Origin of the sequence: Micromonospora sp. CA-249363, assembly GCF_050950185.1 — a bacterium.
Lineage (GTDB): Bacteria > Actinomycetota > Actinomycetes > Mycobacteriales > Micromonosporaceae > Micromonospora.
In genome coordinates this window covers 2,462,850-2,489,618 of sequence record NZ_CP192020.1, presented here as the reverse complement: position 1 = coordinate 2,489,618, position 26,769 = coordinate 2,462,850, and the positions used below count along the sequence as shown (strand labels likewise).

Here is a 26,769-nt window from a genome sequence, read left to right as displayed (position 1 = left end):
TCCCGCCCTGCGGACGGCCGGGACCGTCCGCAGGGCGGAATTCGCGCGACGGATCAGATGCCCCGACCGCGCTTGTGCAGGGTGCGCAGCACCGAGTCGGCCCGGACGACCCGTCCGGCGACCGCCAGCGCCAGGTAGGCGCGTGGCTCGCGAGGATTGCGGCGCAGCGTGTGCCGGGCCCACCGCAGCGCGCCCCGTCGGTCGCCGGAGGCGGCCCGCGCGAAGGCGATCTGCCCGGTGACCCGGGCCTCGCCGGCCGGTTGCCCGGCGAACTCCGGGTAGCGACTCAGCAGCCACTGCAACGCCTCGGAGATGGTGTCCCAGCGCTGCGCGAAGTAGGACCGCTTGTGCCAGCGCACGAGCACCGACGGCGTCCGCAGGTTGATCAGCGGCGCGCTGCGGGCGGCACGCAGCAGGAACTCGTAGTCCTCCGCGTAGCTGCCCGGGATCTCCTCGTCGACCAGTCCGAAGCCGTCGCGCAACGCGGTCGCCCGGATCAGGAAGGTGGACGGGTGCAGCTCCGTCATCCGGTCCCGCAGGAGGTCGTCCAGGGTGATCCGGTCCTTGTCGAGCACCCGGTCGACGGTGTGCCCGTCGTAGCTGACCCGGATGCCGCAGCAGACGAACTCGGCCCCGGGGTCGGCGGCCAACGCGTCGACCTGGGCGGCCAGCTTGCCGGGCAGCCACTCGTCGTCGTCGTCGCAGAACGCGATCAGGTCGCCCTCGGCGGCGAGGGTGCCGCTGTTGCGCGCGCCGGCCAGCCCGGGCGACCGCCCGTTCGCGATCACCCGGACCGTCCGGTCCGGCCCGGCCAGAGCGGTCAGCGACTCGTCCGGCGTGGACTGGTCGAACACGACCACGGCCTCGATCGCGCCCGGGTACTCCTGGGCGAGGATCGCGGCGAGGGCCGCGCGCAGCAGCTCGGGGCGGTCCCGGGTGGGCACCACCACGCTGACGCTCGGCTGCCGGGTCATCGGGTCTCCTTCGTCGTCCGGCCAGGACGCGGCCAGGTCCGCCAGCGGGATCGGCGCCGGGCCGAACGGGCCACCAGGTCGTCCACGATCTGCCCGACCCGGGCGACGGCCGCCCGGCGGGCCTCGTGCGCGGCCGGGTCCGCCTGCACGGCGTACCGCGACGGGTCGGCCTGTCCGGCGGCGAGCGCCTCGTGCAACTCCTCCCGGGTCTCGCAGAGCACCACCAGCCCGGCCGCGCCGAGGCGGCGCGCGAAGAGCTGCTGGTGGTCGTCGACGTGCTCGCCACGACCTGGGTCGCGGGGCACCACGATCGGCAGGTGACCGTGCCGGCGGGCCTCCAGGATCGTCGCCGGACCCCCGTGACACACCACCAGGTCGGCGTCGGCCATCGCCTGTTGCAGGGCGTCGTGACCGAGGAACGGCACCGCGCCGGGCAGGGACGGCGCGACGGTGTGCCCGTGCTGCACGGTCAGCCCGATCGGGCCGGCCTGCGCGTGCCACTGCGCCAGCCAGTCCACGAGCCGGTCGAAGGGATGCTTGTCCGTGCCGACCGCGACGAGCAGCCAGGGTCGCTCGACGGGTGTCGTGTCGCGCTGGCGTGGCAGCCGGGACGACTCGGCGGCGACGTCGGGCCGGGTCGACTCGGCGCGACGGGCGGTGCCCGTCTCCCCGCTCACAGGAGCGTCCCCACGACGGTCGCCTCCGGGTACTGCCGGCGCTGCTCGTCCCACTGCACGAGCATCGCGGACAGGAACGGGCGGCAGAGCCGGGCCGTCAACGTCGCGGTGTCGATCCGGTCGTACACCTCGATGTAGACCGTCGGGATGCGACGCAGGCGGGCCAGCACCACGAACGGCACGGCCACGCCCGCGCCGGTGGTGACCACGGCGGCGACGCGCCGACGCCGGAGCACCCGCCAGGCCAGCCGTGCGTTGCGCAGCAGATTCGGTACGTTCCGGGTGGTCGGATGGTGCGCCGGCACCAGGTCCTCGCCGGTCAGCAGCGACACCGCCTCCGGGGTGTCGAAGGTGACCCAGCAGCGCCGCCACCGTTCGTACCAGGGCCGCAGGGCGAGAAGTTGGGCCAGGTGACCGCCGCTGGATCCCACCAGCAGCAGCACCGGCGATTCGTCGTCGTCTTTCGTGTCCACGCGACTCCCCACAAGTCAGCTTGGAATTCCGATTCACGCAAGGCAGAAGCAGATCACAGGTTTTCCGGTCGTTGAATAGCGCGACCGGACGAGGCGACGATCTCCTCCCGGCGTGCTCAGGCCCCCTGTCGCGCCGACAGCCCATCGACCACCGTCACGACCTGCCATTATGCAGTCACTCTATGACGCCTCCCCGGCGTCGGGAATTCTCCTGTTCACTCGCTATGTCGTTTCTCGATGACGTCCAACAATCCGGGATGCAACGCGGGGTTCCACCCGGCCCCGGCGTCCGCGAGCCGCCACGTACGCAGCCACATCTCGAGCAGGTACGCGTCGGCCACCAGGGCGCGCCGCGCCGCGTCGAGGCCGAGCCGTCCACCGTGTCGTCCCAACCACGTGTCCACGGCCTCGGCGGCCACCTCGGCCGGCTCGCCGCGCAGCACGAGCGACCGCTGGAACGCGTCGTGGGCGAGATCGAAGCCGACCGGCACGTCCGGGCCGCTGTGCTCCCAGTCCCAGGCGACCAGCCGGCCGTCGTGCGTGCCCAGGTTCCACGGCACCCAGTCACCGTGCCAGTGACCGAACTCGACGCTCGTGTCGCCGTGCCGGCGGGCCAGCGCGGCGACCGCCGCCACCGCCCGCGCCCCGGCCGGGCCGGTGACGGCGGCCCGCTCCGCCTGGGCGGCCAGTCGGGCCAGGAACGTCGACGCGGCCAACGGACGGGGCACGCCGGGCGCGCCGCCCCGGCGGGCGACCGCGAGCAACGCCGCGATCCGCGGCGGATCGTCGGCCGACACTCCACGTACGTCCGGCGGCAGCGGCTCGATCACCGCGACGGCCTGGCCGGCCCACGCCGTCTCGGTGAGCAGCCCCGGCGGCGCCGGATGGTCGGGCACACCCGTCACCGCGCGCAGTGCCCGCAGCGCGGCGGCCTCGGCGGTGACCAGGGCGCGGGTGGCGTCGTTCCAGCCGATCTTCGCGTACCCGCGGGGACGACCGTCGACGGTGAACAGTTGCAGCGTGGGCTTGGCGTTCGGGTCCGGCGGACGGACACCGCAGGCGGCCAGCAGGGGCGTACCGCCCAGCGCGGCGGCGAGCCGCTCGGTCAGCACCAGGTCGGCCACGTCCGCCCCCTCCGGCACCCACACGGTCAGCGTCGGAAAGGGGGCGAGGCCCGCCTTGCCGAACCGGGCCAGCCCACCGAGCGCCGCCCGCAGCGCCCGCACCTTCGGCGGCCGCAACGCGTTGTAGGCCAGCAGCGACGCCGCGCCGGCCCGGGGCGCGCCCAGCGGCACGAGGAACCGCGCCCGCGCCACCGACGGCACCACGGCGTACCGGGCCACCGCCCGCTGCCCGGCCGGTACCGCTCCGCCCAGCGTCAGCTGGACCCGGTCGTCCGGGAACACCGCACGACTCACCCAGCCCAGCCCGTCCACCCGCGAGCGGGGGTCGGTGGCCGGGGTGACCCCGGTCGTCACGCCGCCCGGTCCGCCCAGTCGAGGTCCAACCCGAGCCGCTCGCGCAGCGCGTCGTTGTACGGGCGGTAGTACTCGGTCAGCTCGGCGCGGACCGCCGGCTCCAGCGGCGCCGAGCGCCGGTCGTTGTAGACCTTGAAGTTCGGCAGGTCGTACGGGGGCAGCCCGAGGAAGTCGAGGGTGCGCCGGTAGGTGGCGCGGGAGTCGCGGTACAGGTCCTCGCTGGGCAGGAAGAGGATCTGGGCCGGGTCGAAGCGGTCCAGCCACGGCTCCAGGTGCTCCAGGTAACGCCCGCGCGCCCGGTAGGTGTACCAGTCGTACGCCTCGCTGAACGCCTCCGGCTCGGCGATGAGCCGCTCCCGCTCCCCCGCCGTACGCTCCGGCTCGGCGGCCAGGGCGGCCGCGAAGTCCAGCGGCTCGATGCCGTGCGTACGGCGCTCCTTCCAGTGCGAGTACGCCCGCTCGACCGGGTCGCGCAGCAGCACGATCAGCTTCACGGTGGGCATCAGCGCGGCGACCCGCTGCGCCGCGAGCGGGTGGAACATGTACAGCGGCGCGGCCTCGCCGACGCGGACCGGCCCACCGTGCCGCTTCGCGAGGGCATCACGCTGCCGATCGGTCGGGAAGTGCGAGCGGTACCACGCCTCGCCGCGACCCCAGTGCTCCTCGAAGTAGTGGGCCGACTTGGTGTTCCACGCGGGAAAGAGCCGGGGCACCAGCGGATGCTGGATGAGGTAGTTCCACAGCGAGGTGGTGCCACCCCGCTTGGTGCCGATGATCAGGAAGTCCGGCAGGGGCCGCCGGTCACTGGTGCGTACCCCGTAGTCGACCAGGGACTCCTTCACCCGGGTGGTCACCTGGGTCGGCACCAACTGCTTGACCCGGTCACGGATGGACACCACGACGGCCCTCACCTGCCTCTCGTCGATGCCGGGGCCGGCCCGGCGGCCGTGGGCGCCTCGTCGGACCCACGGATCTGCCTCATGGTCACCCGGATGCCGGCGCGCACCTGGGGCAACGTCAACAAGCCGACGCAGCCGGCCACCAGCACGGCGAGCGCCACCGCCAGGCCGGGCAGGCCACGCCCCGCGGCCAGCACCCCGGCCGTCGCCGCGACGCCGACACCGCCGACGGTGGCCGCCGCCGCGCGCAGCGTCGCCGTGTCGACGAGCGGTTCACCGACCACCGACCGGGCGAGGCCGGCGGCGGTGAGGTTCTCGGTGGCGATGCCGGCGGCCCAGGCCAGCGCGGCGCCCGTCGCGCCGTGTCCGGGGATCAGCCAGAGTCCGAGCGAGACGGTCACGGTGAGCCCGGCCAGGGTGGAGACCAGGTGCAGGCCGCTGCGTCCGCCCATCAGCAGCAGGCTCTGCACGTTGCCCACACCGGTGTTCACCAGCATCGCCAGCGCCAGCACCGTCATCGCCGGCACGCCGGCGGTGAACTCCCGGCCGAACAACTGCAGGAACGCGAGCGCGAACACCGCCAGCAGCAGGTACACCGGCCAGGACAGCACCAGCCCCCAGATGGTCAACTGGCGGTGCACGGCCGCCGCGGCGGCCCGCTCACCGCGCCCGAGCAGCCGGGACAGCTGCGGTGACACCGCGACCCGCAGGCCCTGCATGGCGAGCTGACCGGCCAGCACGTAGCGGCCGACCGCGCCGAACACGCCCGCGTCGGCCGGTCCGGCCAGCACCGACGTCAGCAGCACCCCCACCCACATGCTGCCGGCGTCGATGGCCGCCGAGGCGGCCCGGGGCAGCGCGAAGCGCCAGAACGTCGACCAGTCGGACCGGGTCGGCCGCACCGCCGCGCCCCGACCCAACCCGAGCGGACCGGCCACCAGCACCAGGCAGACCAGCAACGCCAGCGCCGCCGGCACCAACCAGCCGGTCATGCCGGCGAGGAGCCCACCGCTCGCCAGCGCGGCGGCGCCGACCAACGCCGGGCGGGCCACCGGCAGCAGGAGGAACTGGACGCCGACGTACGCGCGGATGGGTCGTACGCAGCGCAACGCGGCCAGCAGCAGGGTCATCGCCACCACCACCGGCACGGCGGCGAAGGTCAGGGTCAGCAACCCGTGGGCCGCGTCGCCCGAGCCGCGCAGCAGGCGGGGGGCGAGCGCGTCGGCGCTCAGCACCCCCACGACGGCGACGACGAGCCCGGCCAGCAGCGGCGGGATGAGCGCCACCGGCAGCACCCGGGCCGCGTCTCCCCGCACGCCCAGGCGTCGCCGGGGCACCGCCCACATGAGACCGGTCTCCGCGCCGAGCGTGCAGACCGCGGTGGCCACGGTCACCACGCCGATCGCGACGAAGAACGCACCCGCGCCGGCCGTCCCGTACCCCCGGGTGATCACCACGGCCAGGACGAAGCCGAACAGGCCGCTGGTGGCCGCGCCGAGCAGTCCGGCCACCCCGCTGCGGGCGCTGCGGCGCGTCTCGACCGCGCCGGCGTCGGCGGCCGCGCCCCGCGGGCCGTCCCGGCCGGCATCGGCCGGCGGTCGGGTGGCGGCCGTCATGCCGGCACCGCCGTGGCGGCAACGAGCGGCGGTTGCCGCCGGTACGGGCGGGGCGCACGTTCGGATTCGGTGAGCGCCATGGCGAAACCGACCGCGAAGAACGCGACGGCCAGGTTCTGGTTGGCCATGCCGTAGAACGGAATCTGCACGAGGCAGACCACCGGCACCACCGCGAGCCACTGACCGGCCGCCGACCTCGCCCGCGCGCAGACCACCGCGGCGGCCACGAACCAGCCCAGGAAGCAGAGCAGCGCCGGTACGCCGTGGCTGAACAGCACCATCCACAGTTGCCCCTGCGTGCCGATCGGCGCGTTTGCGGAGACCGTGTCCACGTTCACCGGAGCGCCGTAGCCCAGCCACGGGGAGTCCTGCACACGGCGGATCACCTCGGTGTAGAGCGACAACCGGTCGGTGTTGGTGTCGCTGGAGTCGACCCGGTTGTTGATCAGCTCGGTGATCGGGATGACGAGCGTGGCCAGTCCCCCGGTCACGACCACGCCGACGATGGACGCGGCGACGCGGACGTTGCCCCGCAGGCTGGCCCGCACCCCGAGCACGGCGAGCCCCGCGCCGAGGCTCAGGAACATCGCCCGGTTCAGGGTGAGGAACGCGGGGGCCAGCGACAGCGGCAACGACGCCAGCAGCGCCCACCGCAGCAGCCCGCGACGGCGCAACATGGTGTACGCCACCACGCACGGCAGGGTCATCGCGTACGCGCTGCCGTAGTTGTTGGTGTACGCGAACGGCGCGGCGGGCCGGTAGATCGGGTTGAGCGAGCGGGGGCTGTACTCCGCGGTGGTCAGGTGCACCATGTCCTGGATGAACGGGGTACGGGCGACGCCGGCCGGCAGCAGCACCTCCATCGGGGTGGTCATCGCGAACCGGGGCACCAGCACACCGAGCCAGCCCAGCACCACCAGCGCGAACCAGAACGCGCAGAGCGGGGTGAGCACCGCCACCAGGTCGGCGCGTTCCCGAGCGGCGACGTAGACGTAGACGCCGACCACCAGCGCGGTCAGATAGAAGGCCAGGCGCAGGGCGAACGTCAGCAGCGAGGCCGGCGACGACAGTTGGGTGGCGCTGACGACCACGATCGCGAGGAACAGCAGCCAGATGCCGGCCAGCGGGGGCAGCGGCACCCGACCCCGGGTGAGCAGCATCGCCAGCAGCAGCGCGCCCAGCAACGACCACCCCAGGTAGAACGCGCCGAGCACCCACCAGATCGGCACGAGGCCGAACATCAACGCCAGGGGCCAGAGCGGCAGCCGGGCGGGTGGCGGTGTGGGCGGCGTCAGCGCGACGGCGGCCGGGATGTCGCCGGGTGGCGGCTCGGTCGCCGGGGCGCGGGTGACCGACACCGATCAGGCCCGGCCGTTGCGGGTGAGGACGAAGCCCAGCGGGGTGACCCCGGCGGCGCGCAGCCGCTCCACGAGCCGCCGCAGGTCGCTCTGACGGGTGCGGTCCCGCTCGATGACCACCACGGCGCTGCCCTGCCGGGCGACCGCGACGCCACGCTCGTCGGACTCGGCCGGTGGCGCGTTGAACAGCACCAGGCCGTGGTCGGCGCCCTGCCGCCAGGTGCCGAAGCGGACGCTGCCCACTCCCACGGTCACCTCGTCCGCCGACGTCGGCCGGCCGTTGTCGGTCCGGGCGGACGACACCCGGGGAAGGGTGAGCGTGGCGTCCGGGTCGGTGGACGGGCGACTGCCGGGCGGGTGTGGGGAGGGCCGTCGAGCAGCCGGCGCCTCGGCGGGAGCACCGCCCGCCGCCGGCGTACCGGCCGGACGCGGCTTGGGCACCAGCGGTCGGGACGGGTCGACGGGCAGCCGCCCACGGTCGGCGAGGACGGCGGCACGCAGCCGCTCGACGCGGCCACTGTCGTCGGCGACGAAGACCTCCCGGCCGTCGGCGGCCAACGCCACGGCCAGCCCGGCGGTGAGTGCCGTGGCGTCCTCGCGGGAGGTGACCAGCGCGACCCGGGCCGGCTGGCGTACCCGCTCGGCTACCGCCATCGCCACGTACCGGATGTCCGCGTCGACAGCCCGTGGACTGCCCCGAAGCGGCGGCCGGCGGACCGTGCCGAGCAGCGGCAGGCCGGTGGCGTCCCGGCCGTCGGTGACCGAGCGGACCCGCCGGTCCGCCGACTCCCACGCGTACGCCAGCACGACACCGATCAGCGCGCCGCCGAGCAGGCCGGCGACCAGGTAGAGCGGCCGATGACCGGCGGAGTTCACCAGCGCCCGCTCGGCGGTCTGGGTGACCCAGCCGGGGTTGACGTCGACGGCGGCGATCTCGGTACGGGCTGCGTTGAGCTGAGTGAGCTGGTTGTTGATGCCGGACAGTTCGGCCAGCGCCGCGTCACCGGCGGCGGTGCCCTTGGCGCTGCTCGCGCGCTTCTGCACCGCGGTCTGCTGGGCGACGACCTTGGCGACGCTCGTGTCGTAGGAGCGCAGCATCTCGGCGCGCTGCTGCTCGTACATGGCACGGCGCACGTCGAGGTAGGCCCGCGCGGCGAGGTTGGCGCCCTGCACCGCCCGCTGCGCGTCGTGCGTCTGGTAGGTGAAGCGCAGGATCTGCCCGCCGGTGGGTACCTCGACCTCCAGGGCGTTGCGGATGTCGCGCGGGTCGCCGCCGACGGCGTCGGCGAGCCGCTGGACCACCTCGGTGCCGGTGGCGAGGCCGCTCTCCACGTTCATGTTGACGGCGCGGTCGGCGCCCGCGCCGCTGGGTGTGAAGGCGTCGGTGACCACCGGCCGGACCGCCACGACCGCGCTCGCGGTCACCGCCGCCGGCACCAGCAGCACGTAGCCGAGGGCGGCGAGCAGGCCGACCAGGGCGACCGCGAGCACCAGCCGCAGCCGGTGCATCGGCACCCGCAGCAGGTCGGTGAGCGTCACGACGCGGGCGGCGCCGGAGCTCGACGATTCGGGTGGCCAGGAGGCGGACGTCGCGTCAGTCATGGAACTTCTTCACCGTCTGTTGAGGATTGCCCACGACGACGACACCCGGTGGCACGTCGGCGCGCACCACCGAGGCCGCGCCCACGACGCTGTCCCGGCCGATCCGGACCCCCTTGAGCACCAGGGCGTGCGCGCCGACCCAGACGTTGTCCTCCAGCACGATGGGCGCACGGGTGGCCGGGCTGGGCGGTGCGTGCCGTTGGTCGGGCGGCAGGTTGTGGAAGTCGTTGTCGAGCAGCTCGCAGTCGGACAGCAGGCACCTGTCGCCGATCGTCACCGACGTCCAGGTGCCGATCCAGGTGGCGTTGAGCAGACAGTCGGCGCCGACGCGTACCTCGCCGGGGCCGGCGAAGCGGACCAGCTTGTTGATGCGGGTGCGGTCGCCGATGGTGACCCGGACGCCCCGACGCAGCCGGATCCGGCCGCGGATCTGCACGTCCCGTCCGAGGGTCAGCCGCCGGTAGCGCAATCCGTACCAGGCGCGTTTGAGCGCGAAGACCAGGTGGACCGCGCGTTTCGCGCGGAATCCAGCGCCGCCGACCAACGACCCCTCCCCACATCGCGGGGTCGGCGGCGGTGGTGCCGCCGCCGACCCGACGTGAACAATCTACCGATCCTCCGTTACGTTTGGTTGACCGTCACTGTACGGAGAAGAACATCGAGGGGATAGACCATGACAACTCGGGCGTCGCTGCGGCGATGAGCGTCGTCGCCAAGCCGTTCACCACCGCGGTCGGCGCGGCCGTCGGGTCGAACGGGACGCTGCGCAACCCGCCGTCCGTCGCACCGTAGACGATCCGACCGTCCACCCAGGCCATGCCACGCACGCTCGACCAGGTGACACCGCTGGTCGGCAGCGCGAACTCGGTCGCGCCGAGGTAGTTGCCGTCGATCTCGAAGTAGCGGTAGTAGAGGTTGTTGGCGCCGGTACGGGTGTAGTAGAGCCGGCCGTCGAGGTAGAAGGCGCCGGTGAGGCCCGCCGGGTTGAACCAGTCGTTGTAGCCCGACGCCTCCCACGGCGAGCCGATCGCGCCGCCGTTGAACAGCGAGACGTCGATCCGGCTACCGGTGGGCGTACCCGCCACCGTGTGCGCCCAGTAGATCCGGTCGTCCACCCGCCAGGTCGCGCCGGACGCGGTGTAGGCCGGCTGGCTGACGGTGGTCGGGGTGCCCAGCGTCACGCCGTCGAACGGCACCTTCGACACCGCGCCCGACCCGGCGCCCAGGTAGAGGTTGCCGGTGCTCCCGCTCGGCGGGTTCTTCGCCGTGAAGGTGCGACCGCCGGCGAGTGGGAACATGCCGAGCCGCCCGTGGTACTCCTCGCCCATGCCGTCGGAGTTGTGCCCGAAGTAGAGGCCGTCCGAGCCGCGCCACAGCACCGGCACCGAGGAGCCCCAGGCGGTGGTGCCGGACGGCATCGAGGCGCTGCCGCTGCGCCGCGGGTTCCAGTTCACCGGCATGCCGGTGGCCGGGGTGACCGCGCCGATGCCGAGCCTGTCGATGGCGCCCGCGCCGGCGTTGTCGCTGGCGTTCGGGTTGTTCAGCCAGCGGAAGTGACCGCCGAGGTAGATGACGTTGTCGGCCACCTCGACCGAGGTGATGGTGTCGTTGCCGGTGAAGTCGACCCAGGTGGCGACCTGGCCGGTGCCACGGGCGGCGGTCTCGAAGCGGACCAGCGCGTCGCAGTACGCGCTCGGCCAGCCACCGCCACCGTTGCTGCCGACCACGAACCAGCTACCGTCCTCGCCGAACTTGATGTCCTGCACGTAGTGCACGAAGGTCGTCGGGGCGGCGCACGGCGCGACGTACTTCTCGCTGCTCCAGTCCAGCACCGTCGGGGTGCCGGAGACGTCGACGAGCGCGATCTGGTTGCGCGGCAGGTCGTTGAGGAGCGTGAAGTTGCCGCCGACGGCCAGGGTGTTGCCGTCCGGGGTGACGTCGATGGTCCACACGTACGAGGTGGTGCTGTGCCGCCCGACGGTGGCGTCGACGGAGAACGTCGGGTCGATGGCTCCGGTGGTCGCGTTCAGCCGGCCGAGACCGGAGTGCGCGGTGCCGTTGAGCCAGTTGAACGCGCCGGCCACGTAGAGCCAGTTGCCCGACAGCGCCAGATCCCGGACGGTGCCGCCGTCCGAGCGACCCACCCAACTGTCGATGATCGCGCCGGTGCTCGGGTTCAGCGCGACCAGGTTCTTGCGGGAGACCCCGTTGACGTTCTTGAAGGCGCCGCCGACGATCAGCGTGCCGCCGGGCCCCGCCAGCAGCGTGTTGACCGCGCCGTCGAGCACCGGCAGGAAGGTGGTGGACATCGTGCCCGTGGTGCGGTCGTACGCGAAGAGGTAGCGCTGCGTGACCCACGCGGACGTGGCGGTCTGCCGCAGCTGGGTGAAACTGCCGCCCACGAAGACGGTGTTGCCGACCTGCGCGAAGGCGCGGGTCTCACCGTCGCGGGCGTGCGGGGTGTTGTCGGCGGGGTTCGCCGACACCAGGGTCGCGGTCCCGGGGACCGGAACCACCGCCGCCGAGGAGGCCGTGGGGGCGCTGAGCACCGCGGCGGCGACCGCCAGCGCGACCACCCCCGCCCGGGTACGACGTCGTCCTGACAAACGCCATGAGTGCGAGAGTGTGGGCACGCTACGCCTCCAAGATGGATGAGAACCCGAGGTAGCGTGCCTCGCCCAGCCTGGTAGGCGCATCCGCCGATTGGGCGGTGCGTGAATCTGCTAGCCGACAGTACAGCGGAAGATCAGCTGGTAGACCTCCGATGAACGGCGGCTGTGTTCACAGTGTCGTCATTAGCGTCAGTTGCTTCCTCCGGTGGGCTGTCGCAGGTATTCGTCCTTGCCGGCCTGGGCGAACCCGGCCACCGAGGCGGCGTCGTGGTTCATCGTCATGTCACAGGTCGCCGTGCGGCTCGTCATGCCCGCCGAGTTGAAGTAGATGGCGGCCTTGATCTTCGGGTGCGCCTTCAGGGCCGCCGGGAACTCCTGGAACCAGCGCTGCTTCGCGCTCGGGTCCTTGGCGTCGAAGTTCGTGCCGAACTCGGCGAGCATCCGGGGCTTGCCCGCACCGATGCCGTTCTCGTCGAGCCAGCGGTAGAAGCCGTCAACTGTCGTGCTCGGGCTCTTCCACACGGTGCTGCCGTTGCAGACGTGGAAGTTGTACGGGTCGTAGGCGACCCAGTCGACGTACCGGTCGCCGGGGTAGAGACCGGCGTACCGCGAGTAGTGCCCGGACCAGCCCATCATCGTCCACACCCAGACGGCGTTGTCCGCGCCCGCCTTGGCGAACCGCTCGTACACGTACTTCCAGGCCCGGACGAAGTCGGCGTCGCTGCCCTTGCCCGGCTCGTCCTCCGGCTCGTGGTCGAAGCCGATGAACACCGGTACCTTGGCGGCCCGGATGCGACCGGCGACCGCGTCGATGGTGGCGTCCTGCCGACCGCCGTACACGTCGGACCACTTCAGCGTCGTACCGGCGGAGAAGTCGCGCGACTCCCAGGCGAAGAACATCAGCCGGCCCTGGCGCATCTGCTCCTGCTCGTACGCGTCGGGGAACGCGCCGTTGCTGCCGGCGTTGGAGAAGTCGTGGTAGCGGTGCACGATGTCGAACTTGCGCCCGACCTGGGCCTCCACGTCGGTGATCGCCTTACCGTGGTCCCACCCGCTGCCGGCGTTGGCGGGTGAGTACATCCCCCACCAGGCGCCGCAGGAGGGCACCAGCGTGTCGGACACCTGGCCGCACTTGCCGGACGGGAGGGTGGGGCTTCCCGTCGGAGTGGGCGTACGGGTCGGCGCGACCGTCGGCGTCGGCCGGGGCGCGGCGGTGGTCGGCGCGACCGTGGGCGTCGGCGCGGGTCGGGTGGTCGGCGCCGACGTCGGCCCGCTACCCAGGTCGTAGCTGATCACCAGGCTGGGACGCAGGTCGGCGTTGCGGTTCTCGACCGACGCCCAGTAGACGCGGGTCTCCAGGCCGGTCTGGGCCAGCGACACCGTCCAGGTGCCGTTACCGGTGACCAGCTTGGAGACGTCCCACTCGTTGACGCCCTTGGCCACACCGGTCACCGTGTCCAGCACGGTTCCCGCCTTCGCCGGGGCCGGCCGCGCCTCCCGGGCGCTCACCGACGAGGCGTGCGCGGTCACCGTCGCGGCGAACTGCTGCCAGGCGTGCATGCGCAGCGTCGCCCGGACGTTGACGGCGGCGGCCGGAAGGGTGGTCACCGCGAACTCGACGACCGCCTCCCGGCCGCCGCGCGGATTGCCGTCGCAGCGCGCGGCGCAGGTCGCCAGGGTCCCCTTGGTGGAGTTGTCGCCGTCCTGCGACACCATCGTCGCGGTGGTGTCCGCCACCGCGCGGATCGACACGTCGTCGCTGGCCAACAGGGGCATCATGGTCGCCACGATGCCGGCCACCACCGAGCCGCCGACGACGCCGATGGCGATCGCCTTGCGTCGAGGGCCGTTGCGGAGCCGGGTGATGCGGTGCAGTCCGTGCCTGGTCAAGGAGAACTCCCTGTGTCTGGTGCGATAACCGTCAGCAGCGTATCGATGACCAGGGCAGGTCGTCGGCAGGACAGTTTTCCGTAAGCGCGTCTTAACCGTCAGCTAAGGATCCCGGCGGAACGAGGTGTCCGGCGCGCCTCGTCAGCGAATCAGCCCAGGTCGCGCCGGGGATTCGATCATCCCCCGACCCGGCCGCGAGGAGCCCTCCGACGCCCGCACCGACCGCGATCAGCACGCCCCCGTCCAGCCGGGACGTCAGCTGCGGCGTTGCAGAAGGCCGGCGGCCAGGAGACTCACGCACGGGACGAGGAGCAGCGCCAGCGCGTACGATGGCACCGAGATGTCGAAGGTGAGGTACAGGACCACTCCCACCAGCCACAACACGGTGACGAAGCCGCCAAGCAGCAGATGCCGCCTGCCACCGTCATGCGGCAGCGCCACACCGGAGCGGCCCTTCCTCCACGCCAGAACGACCACGACAGCAGCCAACGCCGCCACGACGGCCACGAAGGGCCAACCAAGTGAGCCGTACCCGAGGGCGGCGACCAGCGCCAGGACGCTGAGGGCACCGATGACGAGAAGCACCAGGACGGACATCAATACCTCCGCCGGAGGAGGATCACGAAGCGACTGCCAGCGGAAGCCCTGCGGAACAACCAGCTCCGGGAAGTCCGGCCGGTCGATGATCTCCCCTGCCCGCTGCCGGCTCACGCCCAACCGGCGGGCGATTTCACCACGTCCGTAAAGGTGCTTCGGCATCCGCGCAGAGCCGTCACGACACGCTTCCCCGGGGGCCGCTGGGCCCTCCGCCTGCGTAATCAGCGGCGCGCCGCGACCAGCGCCTCGCGCATCGCCTCGACCGGCGCCGCGACCCCGGTGAACTGCTCGAACTGACCCACCGCCTGCGCCAGCAACAGGTCCAGGCCGGACACCACCCGCAGACCGGCAGCGCGGGCCGAGGCCGCCATCGGCGTCGGCCACGGGTCGTAGAGCGCGTCGAAGTAGACCCCACCCGATCGCCACGCCGCCGCGCCGGCGAGCGGGTCCGCGACGCCCTTCGGCACGGTGGCGATGACCACGTCCGCGTCGGCCAGCCCGGCAGCCTCGGACCAACCCGCACCGGTCAGGGCGAGGTCGAGCGCGTCGGCCACCGGCCGCAGCTCGTCGACCGCCTCGACCCGGCGGGCCACCACCGTGACCGACGAGCAGTCCAACCGCGCGGCGGCGGCGAGCGCGGCGCGGGCCGTTCCGCCCGCACCGAGCACCGTCATCGTCGCGCCGGGCACCACCCCGGCCTCGGTGAGCACGTGCACCATGCCGCCGACGTCGGTGTTGTCCGCGTACCAGGAGCCGTCGTCACGTCGTACCAACGTGTTGGCCGCGCCGACGGCGACGGCGACCGGCGACGCGGCGTCGGCCACGGCGAGCGCCGCCTCCTTGCCCGGCATGGTGACCGACAACCCGGCCCACTCCGGGCCCAGGCCGGCGACCAGGTCTGGCAGCTCCGCGGCCGCGCACTCGATCCGGGTGTACGACCACCCGGTCAGCCCGGCGGCGGCGTAGCCGGCCGTGTGGATCACCGGCGAGAGCGAGTGCGCGATGGGCTTGCCCAGCACCGCGGCCCGACGGGCCGCCCCGGTCCGCGTCATGGCCGCCCCTTCGTACACGTCGTCCCGACCCTACCGACCGCACCGAGCGCCGCACCAGCCGTCACCGGCGGCGGGGATGGTATTCGCTTGACGTTCCATCGATGACGGTGAAAGCATTTCGAGTAGGACGATCGATCAGAAACAGGGGGGAAACATGAACAAACGGATTCTGCGCGTCCTCATCGCGATTGCCGCCGCCCTCAGCCTCTCGCTGCTGGCCGGGGCGCCCGCACGGGCGGACAGCGCGGCCGGCAGCTGGTCCGACAACCACCAGCTCTGCAACTCCAGCTCGTGCGTACGGACCGGCAACATCGTGCGACTCTGGCAGTCCATCATCTGGGCCGACGACCTGAGCGGCACCGTCGGCACCAGCTTCATCGACGGGGAGTTCGGCTCCAACACCGCCGCCAAGACCAGGACCTGGCAGGACGTGATGAACATCGGCATCGACGGGTCGGTCGGGCCGCAGACCTGGGGCGAGGCGTACGGCGCGGTCAACCGGAACACCGGCTACGACACGAGCACGCAGACCGGGTACTTCTACTACGGCTACAACCGCACGTTCGCGCTGCGCAAGCAGAACAGCAACGGCGTGTGGACGTTCCTGAACCCGCGCACCGGCTCCTGGACCGGCACGAGCCACTGACGCACGCCAGGGACTGACGCCGAAAGGCTCCCCTCTCCGACGCGACCGATTCCTGGTCGAGGGAGAGGGGAGCCTTTTCCGCGTCGGCGGAAAACCTCAGATGATGCCGGCCTCGCGGGCCCTGGCCTCGTTGCGCTGGTGCTGCTCGTACGTCTCGGCGAAGGCGGAGTGGCCCTGCTTGTCGATCGCCACGAAGTACAGCCACTTACCCACCGGCGTGTCCATCGCCCCTTCCAGGGCCTGCTTGCCCGGGTTGTTGATCGGGGTGGGGATCATGCCGCGCAGCTTGCGGTTGTACGGGTTCTTCGGGTCGTCCAGCTCAGACGCCGTCATCTGCTTGGACGACTTCGTGGGCTTGCCGATCGACTCCAGGTAGTAGTTGACCGTGACGTCCATCTCCAGGCAGTTGCAGTCGAATTCGCCGTACGCCCGGTTGTAGGCGACCCGGGCGACCTTGCCGAGGTCGTCCTTGTTACCGGCCTCGGCCTGGGCCAGCGACGCCACGATCAGCGCCTCGTACGGGCTGACCTTGCGCTCCTTCTGCACCCGGTCGGCGAACTTCATCTCGCCGGTCACCGAGAGGAAATTGTCCACCATGAGCTTGAGGATGCTCTCGGCGGTGGCCTTCGGCGGGATCTCGTACGTGTCCGGGTAGAGGAAGCCCTCCACGGACTTGACGACCTTCTTGCCGTCGTCGCGCTTGAACCACCAGTCCGGGACGCCGAGCGCCTCCGGGTCCTTGGCCGCGGCCTCGAAATCCTTGACCGGGATCTTGGTCTTGTCGGAGAGCAGCTTGTAGATGTTCTTGCTGGTGCGACCCTCGGGAATGGTCAGCCCGTTGACGATCTTGTTCTTCAGGTCGAGCATGGCCGTCACCGCGCTCGCGCCGCTCATCTGCTTGCGCAGCTTGTACGTGCCCGGCTGGATGTTCTTGCTGCGCGAGTTGGCCTCAGCCGCCTCGATGAACGCCTTCTGGCTCTTGACCACGTCGGCCGCGACCAGGGCGTCGGCCATGTCGGCCAGCAGCGCGCCGTTCTTGATCTCGACGGTGATCTCACCGGAACCGGCGCCGTCGTAGTCGGGCGTGACGAAGTAGTTCTGGATCCGGTCGAACCCGTAGTACGCGCCGCCGCCGATGCCGCCCAGCAGGACCAGGGCCATCAGCAGCGCAAAGAACGTCTTGCCCCGACCGCCGCCGGAGCCTTTATTGCGCTTGCGGAAGCTACGCCGGTGCCGACCCTTCTCACCCCGCTCCGGCTCGTCGAACCCAAGGTCCAGATCGTCGATCATTACGTCCGCCTCCGCTGCGCGTCCAGCCAGCTCTGCAGGATCTCCACCGCGGCCGCCTGGTCGACAACCGCACGTTGACGCTTGCCACGAACGCCACGTTCGGCAAGCCTACGAGAAGCGACCACGGTCGACATCCTCTCGTCAGTGAGCGTTACCGGAACCGGCGCTATCACATTGACCAATCGGTCAGCGTACGCCTTCACGCTGACCGCCGCCGGGCCATGCTTACCCGCCAGGTTGACCGGAAGCCCGACGACCACCTCGACGGCCTCATGCTCGGCCACCAACGCCGCGAGCTGGGCAATGTCGCTCGGCACCGCGTCCGGCGCGGCGGTCAGATCGCGGGCGAGGGTCACCAGCGGCGTGGCCAGCACCCCGTGCGGATCCGAGCGGGAGACGCCGACACGCACCTGGCCGATGTCCACACCGAGGCGAACTCCCCGTGTGAGCCCGCTCACCGTGGGTCACCCGTGGGCTGTCGACGAACCAGGGCGGACCATTCGGTCCGCCCTGGTCGACACTGACCGTCCATCACGCCTCGGTGATCGCCTTCTCGACGGTGAGCAGCAGGTTGGGCGCCTCGGTCGCGGGCAGACCGCCACCCTGGGCCAGGTCGGGGCTTCCCCCGCCGCGGCCGGAGAACGCCGCCTTCACCAGGTCCGATGCGGTGAGGCCGCGACTGCGGGCCGCCGCGTTGACCGCCACCACCAACGACGCCTTGCCGTTCGCCCGAGCCGCCACGGCCACGACCGCCGGCCGCGCCGGGTCGATCTTGCCGCGAATCTCCTGCGCGAGGGTCCGCACGTCGTTGCCGGCCGCGCCCTCCGGCGCCTCGGTGCCGACGTACGCCACCCCGCGCACGTCCTTCGCCTGCGCGGCGAGCGCGCCCGCCCCACCCAGAACCAGCTGGGCGCGCAGCTTCTCCAGCTCCTTCTCCGCGTCCCGGAGCTGGGTGACCGTCTGCTCCACCCGGTCGGCGACCTGGTCGTTGGGCACCCGGTACAGCTCGGCCAGCCGGGACACCAGCAGGTGCTCCTTGGCCAGGAAGCCGAAGGCGTCCATGCCGACCAGCGCCTCGACCCGGCGTACGCCGGAGCCGATCGACGACTCGGAAAGGATCTTCACGAGGCCGAGCTGCGCCGAGCGGGCCACGTGCGTACCGCCGCACAGCTCCCGGGCGTAGTCGCCCACCTCGACGACCCGCACCTCCTCGCCGTACTTCTCGCCGAACAGCGCCATCGCGCCGATCCGCCGCGCCTCGTCCAGCGAGGTGATGAAGGCGTGCACCTCCAGGTCGGCCAGCAACACCTCGTTGACCTGCTGCTCCACGTCCCGCAGGACCGTCGGCGACACACCCGTCGGGGTGTTGAAGTCGAACCGCAGCCGGCCCGGCGCGTTCAACGAACCCGCCTGGGTCGCCGACTCGCCGAGGAAGTTACGCATGGTCTGGTGCACCAGGTGGGTGGCCGTGTGCGACCGGGAGATCGCGCGGCGCCGGGTGGTGTCGATCTCGGCGTAGCCGGTGTCGCCCGGGTGCACCTCACCCCGGATGACGCGGGCCCGGTGCACGATCAGGCCCGGCACCGGCTGCTGCACGTCGAGCACCTCGACCTGGCCGTCGCCGACCGTGATGATGCCGTGGTCGGGCTGCTGGCCGCCGCCCTCGGCGTAGAACGGGGTCGTGTCGAGCACCAACTCGACCATCTCGCCCTCGGTCGCCGCCGCGCGCGGGCCGTCCGAGCCCAACAGCGCCCGCACCCGCGACTCGCGCGCCACCTCGCTGTAGCCGGTGAACGTCACCGGGCCGCCCTCGTCGAGCACCGACCGGTACGCCGACACGTCGGTGTGCCCGGTCTTGCGCGCCTGCGCGTCCGCCTTGGCCCGGGTCCGCTGGTCGGCCATCAGCCGGCGGAAACCCTCGTCGTCGACCTTCAGTCCCTGCTCGGCCGCGATCTCCAGGGTCAGGTCGATCGGGAAGCCGTACGTGTCGTGCAGCTGGAACGCCTTCGCCCCGGACAGCGAGGTGCCGCCCGCCGTACGGGTCTCGGCGATCGCCGTGTCCAGGATCGTCGTCCCGGCACGCAGCGTCGACAGGAACGCCTCCTCCTCCGCGTACGCGTACTGCGCGATCCGGTCGAAGTCGGTCGCCAGCTCCGGGTACGACGGCGCCATGCAGTCCCGCGCGACGGGCAGCAGCTCGGGCAGCGCCCGGTCCTGCCAGCCCAGCAGCCGGATCGACCGGATCGCCCGACGCATGATCCGCCGCAGCACGTACCCACGGCCCTCGTTGCTCGGCGTCACGCCGTCGCCGATCAGCATCAGCGCGGTCCGCACGTGATCCGCGACCACCCGCAGCCGGACGTCGTCCGGGTGCGACTCACTCGCCACGTGCCCGGAGTGCGCCCCGTACCGCTTGCCGGTCAGCTCGGCCGCCCGGGCCAGGATGGGCCGAACCTCGTCGATCTCGTACAGGTTGTCGACGCCCTGCAGGATCGAGGCCATCCGCTCCAGGCCCATGCCGGTGTCGATGTTCTTCGCCGGCAGTTCACCCAGGATCGGGTAGTCCTCCTTGTTGGTGCCCGGACCCCGCTCGAACTGCATGAACACGAGGTTCCAGTACTCCATGTACCGGTCCTCGTCGACCGCCGGACCACCCTCGGCGCCGTACTCCGGGCCCCGGTCGTAGAACAGCTCCGACGACGGACCGCACGGCCCGGGGATGCCCATCGACCAGAAGTTGTCCGCCTTGCCCCGACGCACGATCCGCTCGGCCGGCACGCCTACCGACCGCCAGATCTCGAACGCCTCGTCGTCATCGAGGTAGATCGTCGGCCAGATCCGCTCCGGATCCAGCCCGTAACCGCCCTCGGCGATCGGCTTCGTGGACAACTCCCAGGCCAGGGGAATCGCGCCGGCCTTGAAGTAGTCGCCGAAGGAGAAGTTGCCGTTCATCTGGAAGAACGTGCCGTGCCGGCTGGTCTTGCCGACCTCGTCGATGTCCGGGGTGCGGATGCACTTCTGCACGCTGACCGCCCGCTGGTAGGGCGGGGTCTGCTGGCCCAGGAAGTAGGGCACGAACTGCACCATGCCGGCGTTGACGAACAGCAGGTTCGGGTCGCTGATGGCGGGCAGCGGAGCGGACGGCACCACGGCATGGCCGTTCGCCTCGAAGTGCGCGAGGTACCGCCGCTTGATCTCCGCCGTCTTCATCGCTGGTGTTCCTCCGGAAAAATCTCTCGATCGCCGATCCGCGGGGACTCCCGCAGCTCGGCGAACTGGTCGTCGAACGCCTCGCCCTGGACGAACGCCTGGTGGATTTCCTGCTCGCGCTCGGCCATTCCGACCCGCACGTCCTCCACGAAGCTACGCACCGACTCCACCAGGCTGCCAGCGGATTCCGACAACGAGCTGGCGATGCCGGCCGGGGTGTACGCCTGCGCGGTCCGGGTCGCCCTGCGGACCACCACCACGCCCACGGCCACGCCGATGCCGAGCCAGAACAACCGCTTCATGTCGCGCTACCTCCTGTGGCCGGGTCGGTCAACGGTTGCCGCGCCGGGCGGCCCGCCGCTGCTGCTTGATGGTGTCGCGCACCTCGCGCTCGGTCTCGGCGTGCCGGCGGCTCGCGGCGGCCCGACGGACGCTGTAGCCGAAGGCGGCCACCTTGACCAGCGGGTTCGCGGCCGCGGCGGAGACCACGGTCGCCAGGTTGGCGACGTTGGCGGTGACGTTCTGGGCGTGGCTGGTCATCGTGTCGACCTTCGCCAGCTGCAGGTTGACACCGTCCAGCGAGGTCTGCACCTGCTCCAGCGCCACGTTGACGTTCTTCACCGTGGTGTTGACGTCGCCGAGCAGCGGTCCCGTCCGGTCGTTGAGGTCGTTGATCATCCGGGTGGTGGCGTCCACCGTGTGCCGCAGCCGCAGGATCGGCAGCGTCAGGATGAGCACCAGCACCGCGAACGCGCTCGCCGCGATCAGCGCCGCGACCGCCAGAATGTCGCCCACGCGTGTCCTCCTCAAGCAGATTTCCGCCGGACCCGACGTCCCCGGAACGCACAACCGTGGTGCCCACCGAACCCACCGGGCCGTCGCCGGCCGGCGGGCGTGGGCGGCCCGCCAGCCCCAGACCCTACCGTCCGTGATGGAGAGCGGCTCAGGACGGTGAGGGTGTCACGTCGCCCAGCGGATCCCCGCTGACCGTCGGGAACGGATCCTCGCCGGTCAGTGACGGATCGGTGCTGGGCTGCGGCCTGGTCCGCTCGTCGTCGATCGCGTTGCGCACCTTCACCGATACCAACGAGCCGGCGCACTCCCCCGCAGCGGCCGACGGCTCGGGGGACGGCACGATCGCCGGCTCCCCGTCGACCGGCGGCGGCACACAGGACGGCGCCCGCACCCACAGGTCGAGGGTCAACTCGTCCTGCCGCCAGCACGTGTAGCTGCCCTTCGTCTCCTGCTCGGGGCAGCGGCCCACCTTCCACGGCCGCCAACCGTCGCCGCGCAGCGCCTCCTCGTAGACCTTCGCCGTCTCCTCGGGTGACTTCTCCGAGGTGACGGTGCGCTCGCGCAGCCGGCAGTCGAGCAGGCACCAGCGGCTGCCGCTGACGTCGTCGACCGTCTTCGTCGCGGCCCACGCGGGCACGTCGAGCTGGTCCAGGTTGTCGAAGACCGGGTCCCTGCTGAGCGTACGGAGACCGAAGAAGAGAGGCACCGCGCCGAGCAGCACGACGCTGACCAACGCCAGGACGGCGACCCGCAGCCGGCGTCGTTCGCGCGACTGCCGGTGGTGCTCGGACCGGGCGCCCGGGGCCGTGTCCTCGTCGTCGGCGACATCCTGGCCGGCCGCGCGCAGCGCCGGCTCGTCGGCCGGTTCGGAGGGTGGCCGGTCCACTGGGCCCACCGCGCCCGGCGGCACGACGGCGGCACGGGCGACCGGCTCGCCGCCGGTACGGCCGGACGGCGGCACGGGGGCGACACCGGTGGGCTCGGGACGGCCGCCCTCGCGGGGCGGTGGCAGTGCTCGGCCCGCGGCGCGGTCCACCGGCCGCGGGGCGGCGGCACGCGCGGTCACGGGTGACCCGGGGCCGGGTTGCTCGGCACCTGTCCGGACGTCGCCGCCGGGTGGCTGGGCGACGCCCGGGGGGCGGACGGCGGCGCGCGCCGGACCATCCGGTCGAGGTGGGGCGTCCGGGCCGACGCCCGGCGGGACCGCCGCACGGGCCGGACCGTCCGGGCGGGGCCGGGTCGTACCAGGCCGGTTCGGAGCGTCCGGACCGACACCGGGCCGTACCGCCGCACGAGCCGTACCCGGCGGATCGATGGCGGACGGGACGGCGGCGCGGGCCGTCGCGTCGGGACCGACGCCCGGTGGCGTCGCCGCGCGAGCGGAACCATCGGTGACCGGAGGCACCGCAGCGCGGCCCGGACCGTCGGGGCGGGACCGGGGCGGGCCGTCCGGACGTGGACCGGGTGGACCATCGGGGCCCGCGCCCGGCGGCACCGCCGCGCGCGCCGGTCCGTCGGGGCGGGCGGCACCGGGACGGGGTGGACCATCGGGCCCACGGCGGCCGGCGCCGGAGACCGGAGCGTCGCCGGGCGCGAGCCGGGCCCGGCCACCGGGTGGGCCGGATCGGACGCCCCGAACGGGCGCGCCGGGCGCGGGGCGGCCTCCGCCGGGCGGACCGGCGTACGGGTCGTCACCGCGCTCGCCCGCCGGGCCGGACCGCCCCTCGGCAGCCGGCTCGGCCGACGGGCGGCGGCGACGGTTGATCGGGTCCGGGGCGGTACCCGGAGCACTCCGACGGCCGACGGGGCGCTCGCCCGGGACCGGCGGCGGCACCGGACCGCTCGGGTGCTCGCCGGTCGTCTCCGGCGCGCGGGCGGCCCGACGGCCGGTGGGAGCGTCCGCACCCGGATCGGCGGGCGGCCCGGCGGCCCGACGGCCGGTGGCGCGCTCCGCGGCCGGATCGGGTACGGCGATCGGACCACCGGAGCGGTCGTTGAGGTCACCGGCGGGCGGCGGGCCGGTACGGCGACCGCCGGGCCGCTGCTCCGCGGGCTGCCCGCCGGCACCGCGACGGTTGACCACCGGCAGGCCCGGGTCGGTGTGCGGCAGCCGGCCCGCCTGACGCAGCCAGTCCGCCGGCCGCTCCGGACGGTCCCGGCGTTCCGGCTGCGGCTCGCCGCCGGTCGCCACGCGCCGGTCCTGCTCGTCCGGAACCGCCCGACGGCGACCGGCGCCGTCGGTGGTCGGGACGCCGGTGGGAACGGCGCCACCCGGCGACGCGTCGGGCAGTGGCGGGGCGTTGCCGGAGCGGGGCACCGCCGGCTCGTCCGGTTCGGCGGCACGACGGCGACCACCGCCGGTGGGGCGGGAGGGCTCCGGCGCTCCCGGGTCGACCGGCCCGGGACGACGCCGGGCCGTACGCGGGTCGTCGGCGATCGCAGGGTCGGGTCGCAGGCCTTCGGCGACCTGCGCGGCGACACCGGCCACGGGTCCGTCGAAGCGGGCAGCGCCACCGGCGGGCCGCGTCGGTTCGGGTGTACGCCGTCCGGCGGGCGGGCCGTCACCGCCGAGCGGCCGGCCGCCCGTGCCCGGCTCGGGCGCGGGTCGACGGCCCGGTGGTACGGCGTCGGGCCGGCGCAGCGGCGGCACGGCCTCCGCCCGGCCGCCCGGAGCGGGTACCTCGGGACGGGGGCCGGTCGGAGCGCTCACCGCCGCTGCCCCCGGAGGCGGGCCGGACGGCCCGACGGTCGGACGCCCTCGCGCGGGGCCGGTGGGAACGCCGCCCCTCGGTCGGGGGCCGGCGGGGTCCGCCGGGTCGACGCCTCTGGGGCGAGGGCCGGCGGGAGCGCCCGGGTCGACGCCGCCCGGGCGGACGGCCGGCGGCGTGCGGGGTCCTGCGGCGGCGCGCGGGTCGACGCCGGGAACCGGCTGGGTCCCGCGCGGCGACGGCTGGCCGGGGACACCGCCGGCCGGCCCGGGCTGCCCGGGCTCACGGGGGCGCTCGACGGGCGCCCGGTCGGCGGGCGGGCGGGCGTCCGGGCGACGACCGGGCGGGGGCGCTTCGCCCGGCCAGGGTCCGTCGACACCTCGACGTGCTCCGGCGGCCTCGGTGTCCGGCCGGCGCGGGCCGGGCGGCGCGTCCGGGGGCGTCGGCACGCCGGCACGCGGGGGCACGGGCTCGACCGGGACCCCGTCCGGGCCCAGCTCGCCCCGTTGCTGCTTGGCCGAGCGCAGGTCGTCGATCCAGCCGAACTCCTCGCCGGCTACCGGTTCCTCCGGCTCGGCCTCGGCTCGGCCTCGACCCCAGCGGCGGCCCTTGGCGCGGGGATCACGCCGCTCGTCCGGGCCCTCGTCGGGGCGGTCGGCACCACGCGATCTCACTGTTGACCCTCTCCTGCGGCGTTCGTGCCGCCGTCCTGCGTCGTAGCGGCACCGTCCACACCCGTGGCCGCCCGGCCGTTCCGACCAGCTAGCGCCGTCGCCGGCGGCGGCGTTACCGGGTCCCCGGCGGCCGGCGCGACTGTCGGGGGCGCTCCGGCGGTCACGGGCGCCGTGGACGGCGCGGCGGCCAGGCCTTCCGGGCGGGCCGGTGGGACCGGCAGCCCTCGTACGATCCGGCGCAGCAGCGGCAGCCGCGTCGCCACGGACCGTTCCGCCCCGTGTGGGCCGGGCTGGTAGTAGTCGACGCCCACCAGGTCGTCGGGGACGTACTGCTGGGTGACCACGCCGCGCTGGTCGTCGTGCGGGTAGCGGTATCCGGTGCCGTGGCCCAGCCCGCGCGCGCCGGCGTAGTGCGCGTCGCGCAGGCCCCGGGGCACCGGGCCACCCCGCCCGGCCCGTACGTCGGCGATGGCGGCGCCGATCGCGGTGGTGGCCGAGTTCGACTTCGGCGCGGTGGCCAGGTGGATCACGGCCTGGGCCAGGTTGAGCTGCGCCTCGGGCAGGCCGACGTACTCCACCGCGTGCGCGGCGGCGGTGGCCACGCTCAGCGCGGTGGGGTCGGCCATGCCCACGTCCTCGCTGGCGAAGATGACCAGGCGTCGGGCGATGAACCGGGCGTCCTCCCCGGCGACCAGCATCCGGGCCAGCCAGTGCACCGCGGCGTCGACGTCCGAACCGCGCATGCTCTTGATGAAGGCGCTGACCACGTCGTAGTGGGCGTCTCCGTCACGGTCGTACCGCACCGCCGCCACGTCAACCGCCTGCTCGGCGGTGGCCAGGTCGATGCGCCCGGCACCGAGAGCTGCGGCGGAGGCCGCCGCCGCCTCCAGCGCGGTCAGCGCCTTGCGGACGTCACCGGCGGCGAGCCGGACGAGGTGGTCCTCGGCGTCGGTGGCCAGGCTGAGCGTGCCGCCCAGGCCGCGCTCGTCGGCGACCGCGCGGCGCAGCAGGCCGCGTACGGCGTCGTCGTCGAGCGGTTGCAGCGTGAGCAGCACGCACCGGGAGAGCAGAGGCGAGATGACCGAGAAGTACGGGTTCTCGGTGGTCGCCGCGAGCAGCGTGACGGTCCGGTCCTCGACGGCGGCGAGCAGTGAATCCTGCTGGGTCTTGCTGAACCGGTGCACCTCGTCGATGAACAACACCGTCTGCGGGCCGCCCGAGCGGCGCTGGCGACGGGCCGTCTCGATCACCGCACGAACGTCCTTGACGCCGGCGGACAGCGCCGACATGGCGACGAAACGGCGGTCGGTCGCGCCGGCCACCAGGTGCGCGATGGTCGTCTTACCACTGCCGGGCGGCCCCCAGAGGATGACCGACATCGGCGCGCCACCCGAGACCAGTTGCCGCAGCGGCGCGCCGGGGGCGAGCAGGTGGTCCTGCCCGATCAGCTCGTCCAGGCTCGCGGGTCGCATGCGGACAGGCAGGGGCGAATCCTCCGCTACCGGAGTGAAGCCGTCTACACCGGTGGGACCCTCGGGCGCGCCACGCGACCCGGTGGGGGCACCGAGGGAGAAGAGAGCGTCGGACTCCATCACGAAGACAGTACCGGGCCCGACCCGAGACGCCGGAATCGCGCTACGGGCCGGGCCACCGCTGATCGGTCTCGGTCAGCCACGACCGGGGCGACGACCCCGGTACCAGCGGCCGCCGCCGCCACCGCGCGGCCCGCTGCCGACGCCACCCAGGTACAGCGCGAGCAGGAAAAGGCCGATGAGCACGAGGGTGTTCCAATTGAACAGGTCGGGCGCGCCGAAGTTGGTGTCGAGCAGGTCAATCAGCAGGGCGAAGCCAAAGACGATGGCCGCGAGAATGGCGAGCATGTCGGTCCTCCGGTGGGGGTTCCCAGTAGGTCGGCGCGTGATGTACCCAATCGGTCGACCCGCCAATCTCCACCATGGATCGGCCGCCCGCCCCGTCCCCGAGCGCCGTCGCGCCCGCAGGCCGGGCCGCCCGCAAGATCGCACTGAATCCGGGATGTAGTGGTATCGACACGTCCACGAGGCCACTACATCCGGGATCGAGCGCGATCTTGCCGGGTGGAGAGCGGTCGCTCGGCCCCGGCCCGGTCGCCGGCCCCGGCCCTGGCCCGGGTCGCCGGTCGCCGGTCGCCGGTCGCCGGTGGTCGCTGGTCGCTGGTCGCTGGTCGCTGGTCGCCAAG

Annotated in this window: 22 protein-coding genes; 1 reads left to right on the top strand and 21 read right to left on the bottom strand. The window is 73.0% G+C overall.

The features are described 5' to 3' along the window. Positions 1–53: 53 nt before the first annotated feature. The 13 genes from ACQPZK_RS11435 to ACQPZK_RS11375 all read right to left on the bottom strand — a co-directional run bounded on the left by ACQPZK_RS11435 (position 54) and on the right by ACQPZK_RS11375 (position 15,228). Positions 54–974, bottom strand: coding sequence for a glycosyltransferase family 2 protein (locus tag ACQPZK_RS11435; protein ID WP_433538261.1), 921 nt, complete (start codon positions 972–974; stop codon positions 54–56). Continuing rightward, on the bottom strand, positions 971–1,579 hold the full coding sequence (locus ACQPZK_RS11430) for a glycosyltransferase (RefSeq protein ID WP_433539182.1): 609 nt from the start codon (positions 1,577–1,579) through the stop codon (positions 971–973). The genes ACQPZK_RS11435 and ACQPZK_RS11430 overlap by 4 nt, the downstream gene beginning before the upstream one ends. A gap of 68 nt (positions 1,580–1,647) precedes the next feature. Further along, positions 1,648–2,124 carry a UDP-N-acetylglucosamine--LPS N-acetylglucosamine transferase gene (locus ACQPZK_RS11425; protein WP_433538260.1) on the bottom strand — a complete coding sequence of 159 codons (477 nt, stop codon included), beginning with the start codon at positions 2,122–2,124 and terminating at the stop codon, positions 1,648–1,650. Positions 2,125–2,339: 215 nt separating this feature from the next. Further along, the gene (locus ACQPZK_RS11420; RefSeq protein WP_433538259.1) at positions 2,340–3,602 is read right to left on the bottom strand and encodes a hypothetical protein; all 1,263 of its coding nucleotides are present in this window, start codon (positions 3,600–3,602) and stop codon (positions 2,340–2,342) included. Then, complete coding sequence (locus ACQPZK_RS11415) at positions 3,599–4,501, bottom strand: sulfotransferase domain-containing protein (protein ID WP_433539181.1); 903 nt, start codon at positions 4,499–4,501, stop codon at positions 3,599–3,601. The genes ACQPZK_RS11420 and ACQPZK_RS11415 overlap by 4 nt, the downstream gene beginning before the upstream one ends. An 8-nt stretch (positions 4,502–4,509) precedes the next feature. Continuing rightward, positions 4,510–6,117: a lipopolysaccharide biosynthesis protein gene (locus ACQPZK_RS11410; RefSeq protein ID WP_433538258.1), complete on the bottom strand. Its 1,608-nt coding sequence runs from the start codon at positions 6,115–6,117 to the stop codon at positions 4,510–4,512. Continuing rightward, complete coding sequence (locus tag ACQPZK_RS11405) at positions 6,114–7,475, bottom strand: O-antigen ligase family protein (RefSeq protein WP_433538257.1); 1,362 nt, start codon at positions 7,473–7,475, stop codon at positions 6,114–6,116. The genes ACQPZK_RS11410 and ACQPZK_RS11405 overlap by 4 nt, the downstream gene beginning before the upstream one ends. 3 nt (positions 7,476–7,478) lie before the next feature. Continuing rightward, complete coding sequence (locus ACQPZK_RS11400; RefSeq protein WP_433538256.1) at positions 7,479–9,077, bottom strand: lipopolysaccharide biosynthesis protein; 1,599 nt, start codon at positions 9,075–9,077, stop codon at positions 7,479–7,481. Continuing rightward, on the bottom strand, positions 9,070–9,621 hold the full coding sequence (locus tag ACQPZK_RS11395; RefSeq protein ID WP_433538255.1) for an acyltransferase: 552 nt from the start codon (positions 9,619–9,621) through the stop codon (positions 9,070–9,072). Before ACQPZK_RS11395 ends, ACQPZK_RS11400 begins: the two co-directional genes overlap by 8 nt. Positions 9,622–9,715: 94 nt before the next feature. After that, entirely contained in the window at positions 9,716–11,653 is a 1,938-nt protein-coding gene (locus ACQPZK_RS11390) for a hypothetical protein (protein WP_433539180.1), read from the bottom strand. 225 nt (positions 11,654–11,878) lie between these two features. Further along, on the bottom strand, positions 11,879–13,579 hold the full coding sequence (locus tag ACQPZK_RS11385; RefSeq protein WP_433538254.1) for a glycosyl hydrolase: 1,701 nt from the start codon (positions 13,577–13,579) through the stop codon (positions 11,879–11,881). Positions 13,580–13,834: 255 nt separating this feature from the next. Continuing rightward, positions 13,835–14,176 (bottom strand): hypothetical protein, encoded by a 342-nt coding sequence (locus ACQPZK_RS11380; protein ID WP_433538253.1) that lies wholly within the window; start codon positions 14,174–14,176, stop codon positions 13,835–13,837. Between the two features lie 221 nt (positions 14,177–14,397). After that, a complete protein-coding gene (locus ACQPZK_RS11375; protein WP_433538252.1) occupies positions 14,398–15,228 on the bottom strand; it encodes a shikimate dehydrogenase in 831 nt (276 codons plus the stop codon). Positions 15,229–15,382: 154 nt separating this feature from the next. Here ACQPZK_RS11375 and ACQPZK_RS11370 point away from each other — a divergent pair, with 154 nt between their 5' ends. Next, positions 15,383–15,874, top strand: a complete 492-nt coding sequence (locus tag ACQPZK_RS11370; protein ID WP_433538251.1) for a peptidoglycan-binding domain-containing protein — start codon at positions 15,383–15,385, stop codon at positions 15,872–15,874. A 96-nt stretch (positions 15,875–15,970) separates the two neighbouring features. On the opposite strand, the gene mltG is transcribed toward ACQPZK_RS11370, so the two are convergent. The 8 genes from mltG to ACQPZK_RS11330 form a co-directional block, all read right to left on the bottom strand. Beyond that, positions 15,971–17,164, bottom strand: coding sequence for an endolytic transglycosylase MltG (mltG, locus tag ACQPZK_RS11365; protein WP_433538250.1), 1,194 nt, complete (start codon positions 17,162–17,164; stop codon positions 15,971–15,973). Beyond that, the gene (ruvX, locus tag ACQPZK_RS11360; RefSeq protein ID WP_433538249.1) at positions 17,164–17,622 is read right to left on the bottom strand and encodes a Holliday junction resolvase RuvX; all 459 of its coding nucleotides are present in this window, start codon (positions 17,620–17,622) and stop codon (positions 17,164–17,166) included. Before ruvX ends, mltG begins: the two co-directional genes overlap by 1 nt. A 73-nt stretch (positions 17,623–17,695) precedes the next feature. Then, the gene (alaS, locus tag ACQPZK_RS11355; RefSeq protein WP_433538248.1) at positions 17,696–20,374 is read right to left on the bottom strand and encodes an alanine--tRNA ligase; all 2,679 of its coding nucleotides are present in this window, start codon (positions 20,372–20,374) and stop codon (positions 17,696–17,698) included. Next, on the bottom strand, positions 20,371–20,676 hold the full coding sequence (locus ACQPZK_RS11350; RefSeq protein WP_355053621.1) for a hypothetical protein: 306 nt from the start codon (positions 20,674–20,676) through the stop codon (positions 20,371–20,373). The genes alaS and ACQPZK_RS11350 overlap by 4 nt, the downstream gene beginning before the upstream one ends. Positions 20,677–20,704: 28 nt before the next feature. Next, the gene (locus ACQPZK_RS11345; RefSeq protein ID WP_355053620.1) at positions 20,705–21,169 is read right to left on the bottom strand and encodes a DUF948 domain-containing protein; all 465 of its coding nucleotides are present in this window, start codon (positions 21,167–21,169) and stop codon (positions 20,705–20,707) included. Between the two features lie 148 nt (positions 21,170–21,317). Then, complete coding sequence (locus tag ACQPZK_RS11340) at positions 21,318–22,016, bottom strand: hypothetical protein (protein WP_433539179.1); 699 nt, start codon at positions 22,014–22,016, stop codon at positions 21,318–21,320. 2,531 nt (positions 22,017–24,547) lie between these two features. Beyond that, on the bottom strand, positions 24,548–26,143 hold the full coding sequence (locus tag ACQPZK_RS11335) for a replication-associated recombination protein A (protein WP_433538247.1): 1,596 nt from the start codon (positions 26,141–26,143) through the stop codon (positions 24,548–24,550). A gap of 75 nt (positions 26,144–26,218) precedes the next feature. After that, positions 26,219–26,431, bottom strand: a complete 213-nt coding sequence (locus ACQPZK_RS11330; RefSeq protein WP_433538246.1) for a hypothetical protein — start codon at positions 26,429–26,431, stop codon at positions 26,219–26,221. Between the last annotated feature and the right edge of the window lie 338 nt (positions 26,432–26,769).

What these genes read in the sequence shown, in the direction of transcription:
- ACQPZK_RS11435 (WP_433538261.1), bottom strand. Translation starts at nt 974, where the DNA reads ATGACCCGGCAGCCGAGCGTCAGCGTGGTGGTGCCCACCCGGGACCGC.
- ACQPZK_RS11410 (WP_433538258.1), bottom strand. Translation starts at nt 6,117, where the DNA reads ATGACGGCCGCCACCCGACCGCCGGCCGATGCCGGCCGGGACGGCCCG.
- ACQPZK_RS11400 (WP_433538256.1), bottom strand. Translation starts at nt 9,077, where the DNA reads ATGACTGACGCGACGTCCGCCTCCTGGCCACCCGAATCGTCGAGCTCC.
- ACQPZK_RS11380 (WP_433538253.1), bottom strand. Translation starts at nt 14,176, where the DNA reads ATGTCCGTCCTGGTGCTTCTCGTCATCGGTGCCCTCAGCGTCCTGGCG.
- ACQPZK_RS11375 (WP_433538252.1), bottom strand. Translation starts at nt 15,228, where the DNA reads ATGACGCGGACCGGGGCGGCCCGTCGGGCCGCGGTGCTGGGCAAGCCC.
- ACQPZK_RS11370 (WP_433538251.1), top strand. Translation starts at nt 15,383, where the DNA reads ATGAACAAACGGATTCTGCGCGTCCTCATCGCGATTGCCGCCGCCCTC.
- mltG (WP_433538250.1), bottom strand. Translation starts at nt 17,164, where the DNA reads ATGATCGACGATCTGGACCTTGGGTTCGACGAGCCGGAGCGGGGTGAG.
- alaS (WP_433538248.1), bottom strand. Translation starts at nt 20,374, where the DNA reads ATGAAGACGGCGGAGATCAAGCGGCGGTACCTCGCGCACTTCGAGGCG.
- ACQPZK_RS11350 (WP_355053621.1), bottom strand. Translation starts at nt 20,676, where the DNA reads ATGAAGCGGTTGTTCTGGCTCGGCATCGGCGTGGCCGTGGGCGTGGTG.
- ACQPZK_RS11335 (WP_433538247.1), bottom strand. Translation starts at nt 26,143, where the DNA reads ATGGAGTCCGACGCTCTCTTCTCCCTCGGTGCCCCCACCGGGTCGCGT.
- ACQPZK_RS11330 (WP_433538246.1), bottom strand. Translation starts at nt 26,431, where the DNA reads ATGCTCGCCATTCTCGCGGCCATCGTCTTTGGCTTCGCCCTGCTGATT.